Origin of the sequence: Aquimarina brevivitae (assembly GCF_004216895.1) — a bacterium.
GTDB classification, from domain to species: domain Bacteria; phylum Bacteroidota; class Bacteroidia; order Flavobacteriales; family Flavobacteriaceae; genus Aquimarina; species Aquimarina brevivitae.
The window spans coordinates 1-7,483 of the sequence record NZ_SGXE01000009.1; the positions used below are offsets into that span (position 1 = coordinate 1).

2 protein-coding genes are annotated in these 7,483 nt (G+C 40.2%); both read left to right on the forward strand.

The window, feature by feature from the left end; genetic code table 11:
* A partial coding sequence (locus tag EV197_RS16915; protein WP_130287994.1) for a T9SS type A sorting domain-containing protein occupies positions 1-3,704 on the forward strand: 3,704 nt, incomplete at its 5' end.
* Positions 3,705-4,367: 663 nt separating this feature from the next.
* On the forward strand, positions 4,368-7,483 hold a 3,116-nt coding region (locus EV197_RS16920; protein WP_130287995.1), incomplete at its 3' end, for a SprB repeat-containing protein.

Consider the following 7,483-nt stretch of genomic DNA (forward strand, 5'->3'; position numbering starts at 1 on the left):
CCCAGCAGATTCAATGTTATGGAGAACAGACTTTGGTTCCCCTGCAGGTTACAGTGAGCGGAGGAGTAAGAGGATATAGTTACCAGTGGTATGAATCCAGTAACCCCTCAATAATTTTGTATACAACAGATCGTACGGAAACCTTAAGTGCGGGAACTTATGTGGTTGTTGTAACCGATACTAATGGCAATCAAGCGACAGTATCCTATGAGGTGACACAGCCAGAGGAGTTGAATATCTCGTTTACAAAAACAGATGTCTTATGTTTTGCAGGAAATAATGGCGCAATAGATGTAAATGTTACCGGTGGTACAGGGAGTTATACAATCTTCTGGAATACTGGCCAAACTACAGAGGATATTTCAAATTTAATAGCAGGAGACTATACGATAACGGTACGAGATGAAAACTTCTGTGAAGCAATAAGAACGATAACCATAACGCAACCTACAGCAGCGCTGTCTATAATAAACGAGCAAATAGAAGATGCTACAGGATTTGGACTGACTAATGGCAACATAACTGTTTCAGTAACAGGAGGTACTTTACCATACAGTTATCAATGGGTGGATACTACTAATACTGTGGTTGGAACTTCAAGCAACAGCTTAGAAAATATTGGGGCAGGGGATTACTATTTAACAATTACGGATGCAAATGGCTGTAGTTTAGGGCCTGTTAACTATACTGTAGATGAGCCATTGCCTTTAGAGGTAGCACTAAGTGAGCGATCTATTGGATGCTTTGGAGAAGAGGGAGGATTTTTGGCTACAGTAACTGGAGGTGTGCCTCCCTATACATATCAATGGACAGATGCTAACAATAACGTGATTAGCAACACAGAAGATTCGGGTGCCATCGTAGCTGGTACTTATAACATCGAAGTGATTGATAATAACGGTAATCAAACGACTCTAACCGATGTGTTACTCGCTCAGCCTGATCTTTTGGAAATCATAGCCATTAATATCACCGATGTAAGTTGTTATAATGGGTCAGATGGTAGTATCGAAGTTGTGGCTACGGGTGGTACCGGAAATTATATCTACACTTGGAGTAATTCTGGATCAACCACCAATCGTATAGAAGGTTTAGTTGCAGATACCTATGCAGTAACCATCACTGATGAGAATGGATGCTTTGTTACCAATACAGCAATTATTGTCGAGGAGCCTACGCGGTATGATGTGATAGCAGCAAGTTTAGTTAGACCATCAGGCGAAACATCGAATGACGGAAGTATTGCTGTGGAAATTATAGGTGGAGTAGCACCTTATCAATATACCTGGACAGCTGCCACTGGTGCGATAATACAACAAGAAATCAATCAGTTTGTGACCAACAATACAGTTACATCACTATCAGAAGGAACCTATAGTTTAACCGTTACCGATGCTACAGGCTGTGTGCTTACCGAAACCTACAGCTTAGCCGACCCAGGTGAATTACTGGTTACCATACAACAAGTACAAGCTGTTAGTTGCTATGGAGCGAGTAATGGGATTATTGAAGTAGTTACTATCGGAGGAGCAGGGGGCAATAATTTTGAATGGTTTAATGCTACTGATGGCTCCTTGGTAGGTAATGAAGCAATGTTATCAAATGTCCCGGCTGGGTCCTATTATGTGGTGGTTAGCAATGCCGAGGGAGTTCAGGAGCAAAGTGCTATTTTTGAAGTCACCCAACCCGACGCTATTGATGGAGAAGTAACTATTGCCAATAGGCCCACATGTTTTGGAACCAATACAGGAGTTCTAGCTATTGCTGCTACAGGCGGTAATGGTAATTATGAGTATCGCTATCGATTTAATTCAGGTACTTATAGCGATTGGATATCTTTTAATACGGGAGCAAGTACAACGATCAATGAATTGTCTTCTGGATTTTACCAGATTCAACTTAGAGATACCAATAGTTGTTTTTATGCACCTTCTGGTTCGGTAGAGGTGTTTACTATAGCATTAACCCAGCCTGATCCCTTACGGATAGTATCAGCTCAATTAAACACTCCTACAGGTTTTGGATTAACCAATGGGAGTATTCAGGCGGTTACTCAGGGAGGAACAGCACCGTATTTGTATCAATGGTTTTCTGGGGGCAATGAGTTGTCTCAGACGACTAATGTAGTGTCAAATATAGGTGCAGGTGAGTATCGTGTAATTGTAACAGATGCCAATGGGTGTCAAACGGAACAAGAGTATACTTTAGGCCAACCAGACCAATTAATAGCTCAGGTTGAAGCTGTAAATGTAATCAGTTGTTTTGGAGAGACAGATGGAAGTCTCAGGGCAATTCAACAAGGAGGGGTAGGTCCACTATTTACCTATCAATGGTATGAAGCATCCAGTAATACTTTGATAGGGAATCAACAATTACTAGAAAATATAAGCGCAGGAGTTTATTATGTAGTTATTACAGATACCAACGGAAACCGTGTACAGAGTGAGCCTTTTGAAGTAGTTGAACCCGCAGCTTTATCGGTTTCACTTGATTCTGATTATATCAATTGTGGCGACGGAGCAGATTGGACAATCGAAGCAATGGTTATTGGCGGTACCGCTCCGTATCAATACCGATGGAATACTGGGGCTACGACAAATACCATAGCAGAGGTGCCAGCAGGTAATTATACTGTTGTCATCACTGATGCTCGCGGTTGTAGTGTTTCTGAGGAAGTTATCCTTACGATTCCGGAACCTTTAAGTTTATCATTTAGCACTACTATCCCTACGTGTTTCGAAGGCTGTGATGGTCAGATTGACCTAGAGATTCAGGGTGGAGCTCCACCATATACCTATCAGTGGAGTACTGATAGCAACAATCAGGATTTGGTAAATAGCTGTGCAGGTGAGTACACTGTTGTGGTTACCGATGCTAAGGGATGTCAAATCTCCGAGACCATCACACTGGCCAACCCAGAACCTATAGCCTTGGAATTGGGTGAAGATATTACCCTATGTGCAGCCCAAAGCGTTACTTTAGATGCAAGTATAGCCGATGGTATAGCTTACAGTTGGTCATCCACCAATGGATTTACCAGCACTAGTGCTGTAATAGAGGTAAACGAATCCGGAATTTATGAAGTAACCGCTACTGATAATAACGGTTGTAGTACTACTGATTCTATTTTTATAGATACTACAGCAGATCCTATTGAAGCAGATTTTATTGCCTCCACTCAAGTTTTTGTTGGAGAACAGTTTGTCGTGGTTAACATCAGTGAGCCACAACCAGATAGGGTGGTTTGGGAGCTTCCAGCTGAAGCCATTTTGATTGCAGAGGATGATAATTTTGCTGAAATAATCATTAACGAACCAGGAGAGTATGAGGTAAGTTTGTATATCGAGAGTGGACTGTGTACGGATGTACAAACCAAACGAATAGTTGTGGTTGAAAAAGAATTTGACGAAGACGAAACTGATCAGGATACTGATAATAATACAGCCCTAAAAGTAGAATATAGTATTTATCCTAACCCTACTTCAGACGGTAGGTTCAGCATCGATGTAAAGCTTCATAAACCTTTACCGGTAAGTGCTAAAATCTTTACGATGGTTAATAATCATCAAGTAGCTTCAAGCCGAGCACAAGGGCGAGATCAGTATGTTTTTGATTTCAATTTATCCGGATTACCCTCAGGTATTTACTTTATACTATTAGAAACACAAGGACATAGTCAGGTAAGGAAATTGATGATAGAATAAACATTTTTAAGAAGTAATTAGAATATTACTATAAAGCCCAGGCAAATTAATAAGATTTGTCTGGGCTTTATGCTTTTTTAGAGTAGCGTACTATATTCTTGGCAAATCTTGAAGAATGGATAATCCCCAGATTCAGGGATTTTTCACTTCAGTTTTACCCTTAGATTTGTGGCAAAATAGGTGTTATAAATCAAATGAATTATTATGAAACGTAATCTTCAAAAACAAAGTTACAACACAAAATTACAATATGCCCTTTCATAGTAATTATTCAATAGCGAACCAATGATGTTGTCAAAATGATACGCTACGTTTTGATGAGTTGATGGTATCAGATTAAATTGATTTCATACCATAAATTCATCAAATATTGGGGTAGGGTATTCATAGGTGTTGATCGTTTAAATGATGTAAAGGTAATACATCAATTTACCAATCTGAACTCTTAAAAACAACACAAATTAATCTAAAAAAGCCAATGTTTATAATTACTAGCGAAGAGTATTCACAAAAACAACAGGTTTTAATCAAGTCTCTCCGGAAAAAGGCTTGCCAAGTAACCTTTTTAATCACAACCATTATCAAACAATTAGCCACTGGAGCTTTTCCCAATAATCCCAGTTTAGCTGCAAGTACAATTGAAGTTAATTTTGAATTTAGGGCATGAATAAATTTTTATTAGTGTTTTTTACTGTTTTTTCCGTTGTCCAAGGATTTAGCCAAGATGATTATACCATTGAGTTATCTGGTAGCGTTGGACGTGGAGATAATTGTGGTTCTGGTGGTGATGGAATGCAAACCATAACATTGATCTTTGAAAATGGATCGCGAAGAATCATCCACAGTGCTTCTGGGTTTCATAACACGGACTTCAATTTTGTAGAAACGTTTAGTCAAACAAATACGGTTACAGGAATTGAAGTGTTTTCTAATGGAAGAAATGAAATTGGTGGCTCTTTGGGAGGATTGGAATGCCGAACTAATGAAGCTCGCATAACACTTAATGTCTCCTCTCCTTGTTTTTACAGATATTATTTTAGGGATGATTTTTTAACTGGTAGAATTAGATCCGGAAACATGACAGTTAACATTTATCCTAATGTAGCGGTAGCATATGATGATGATTCATCTATTTCAGAGATTTACACAGCTTGTTTGTCAGACGAAGTCAACATAAGTGTTAATCGTCGTAATTTAACATCAGCTGTTTACAATTGGGAGTTTTGGAATATGGAAAGGCTAGAAGAACAAGCACATCCTGAGGTAATTAGATTACGGGAAATATATGATAACTATGCAGAAATGTATGATGATTGTGTACGTGAAAATGGGGCGGAGGGGTGTCCGTTCTTAAGACAATTCATGGATGATGCTTTTGATGATTGGAATAATTATTTACAAGACCCTACCACACCAAACACTATTTGGGTTAATGTACCAGGTTGGTCTCCAATAGAAAATAAAACAGGCCAGAGTCAAATTGACTTAAGATTTTCTGATATGTATCCCAGAGCAATTTGGCAGAGACGATATCTGGGTCAAACTATTCAAGTACGACTTAATCCTGGTTGTAGGATGAGAAATGGGATTTCTAATGTATTGAACCTCAGTTATCTCCCCGACACCCCTTCGATCACTTCAGATCCTGTGGTTACGCCTCCTTCCTGTTCTTATGATGAATTTAGCAGCATAAGCGTTCCCTTTGGTGATGGTATAGCTAGGAATCAAAAGATATCGATATCGTTAAGACGATTGAATGAGGACACCCAACCGATAGCAAATTCAGAAATTGAGTATACCCAAGTATTTAATAATTTGGTAAATGATCGGTATTCCGTAGAGTACCGCAATGTGGTTAACGTTCGCAATGCTAACCTATCGTCAAGAAGGTATGAATGGAATTTACCTATTTCGAGTGACCGCGCAGCTTTAATAGCGGGTCACTATGCCTTAATAGTTACCTCATATGAGTTCAGTGATACTGATAACGAATTCCCTACCTGTGTCCCTCGATATTACTTTTTTGAAGTAGAGGCCCCGCCAGCTTTAGTTTGGGAAGTAACAGAAGAGAACGATCAACGCTGTTATGGGGTAAACGACGGGAGTATTCAATTGAATGTAACCTCAGGTAATGGTCCGTATCGATATAGTTTGGATGGCGGTGGGTATCAAACGATGAGTGGATCTAGTGTTACAATTACTAATTTGTCTCCTGGAGACCATACAATTCGTGTTATAGATGCCAATGGCTGCCAGAGTGTTCAATATACTAATGGAATATACACGGCTGCGATAAGCGCAGTACCAGCACCGATAACACATAATGTCCCTACAGATAGGATTCAAAACCCAACCAGACCCGGAGAAGCCGATGGTAGTATTGAGGTGACTTCAGTAAACGGAGGAAGACCATTACCTTCTTCGCAACCAAGACCGACTATAGATGGTTATGAGTTTACGTTATATAGAAATGGAAATGTAGTTTCTGATTACGAAAGCGAGATAACCAATGGTAATTTTTTACTAACTAATCTTCGTGCAGGTAGTTATGAAATTAGTTATGTGATACCTTATCCAAACGATTATAATTGCGAGCAAACCTTATTTTTAGCAGAATTAGTAGATCCTGCTCCAATTAACTTTACGCTACAAATTACTCCAGCTACTTGTGATACCTCGTTAGATGGTAGGATAGCAGTAACCAATGTTAGCGGTGCACCGGGTCCTTATAGCTATCAGTGGTTACAGAATGATATTCCCCTTACCGGAGAGACCAGCAGTGTGCTTACGCGTGGTACCGGAAGTGGCTACAGTGTAGAGATCAGTTCACCCACAGGATTTGGGGAGCGAGATAATATTGCTATAGGCGTATTGCCTCCAGTAACCATTACCAATGTAACCATTCCGGATTTATTATGTTATGACGGTACTACTACAGCCACCGTTACTGCTACAGGTGGTTCAGGGAGTTATGAGTATAGAATCTTGAATGGCGGGAGTACCGTTTGGCAAACGTCCAATCAATTTACGCTTCCCTATAGTGCTACGGGCTATCGTTTTGAAGTTAGAGATGCAGCAGCATCGAGCTGTAGTTCTGAGCTAAGTGCAGTGTATACACCTGCTCGTCCACAGGAGCTATATATTAACGATGCAGTGATTGTAGGTAACAATGTTTTTGGTGGCAGTATAGGAAGTATAGCCTTAGAAATAGTAGGAGGTACACCGTACACAACTGGAGAGGCCTATCAAGTAAGCTGGACCTATAACGGTTCACCCATTACCCAGACCGGTAGTACCATTACCCAATTAGCAGCAGGTACCTACCAAGCCACGGTAACAGACAGTCAGGGATGTAGTAGTAGTTCAGGGCTTTATGAGGTAACGGAACCCGATGAGTTACTGGTAAGTATAGCAGAAACCGTAGCGATAGCTTGTCATAGTGAGCTGGCTACGCTAACCGCGAATGTAAGCGGTGGATCACAGAGCTATACCTATAGATGGTATAACCAAGGCACTGAACTAGTAGGGGAGTTATCCAATACTTTAGCCAGTGTGTCTCCTGGCAGTTATACGGTTATAGTTAATGATCGGTTTACAACCGCTGAAAACACTTATGTTGTTACTCAGCCCGATGTGTTGACCTTATCGTTGACCAAGACCGATGCAAACTGTTATGCAGCAGATGATGGTACCATTACACTAAACATTGAAGGAGGTACTGCACCTTATTTCTATTCTTTAGATGGTAGTACATATACCCCGGTATCCGATTTAAGTAG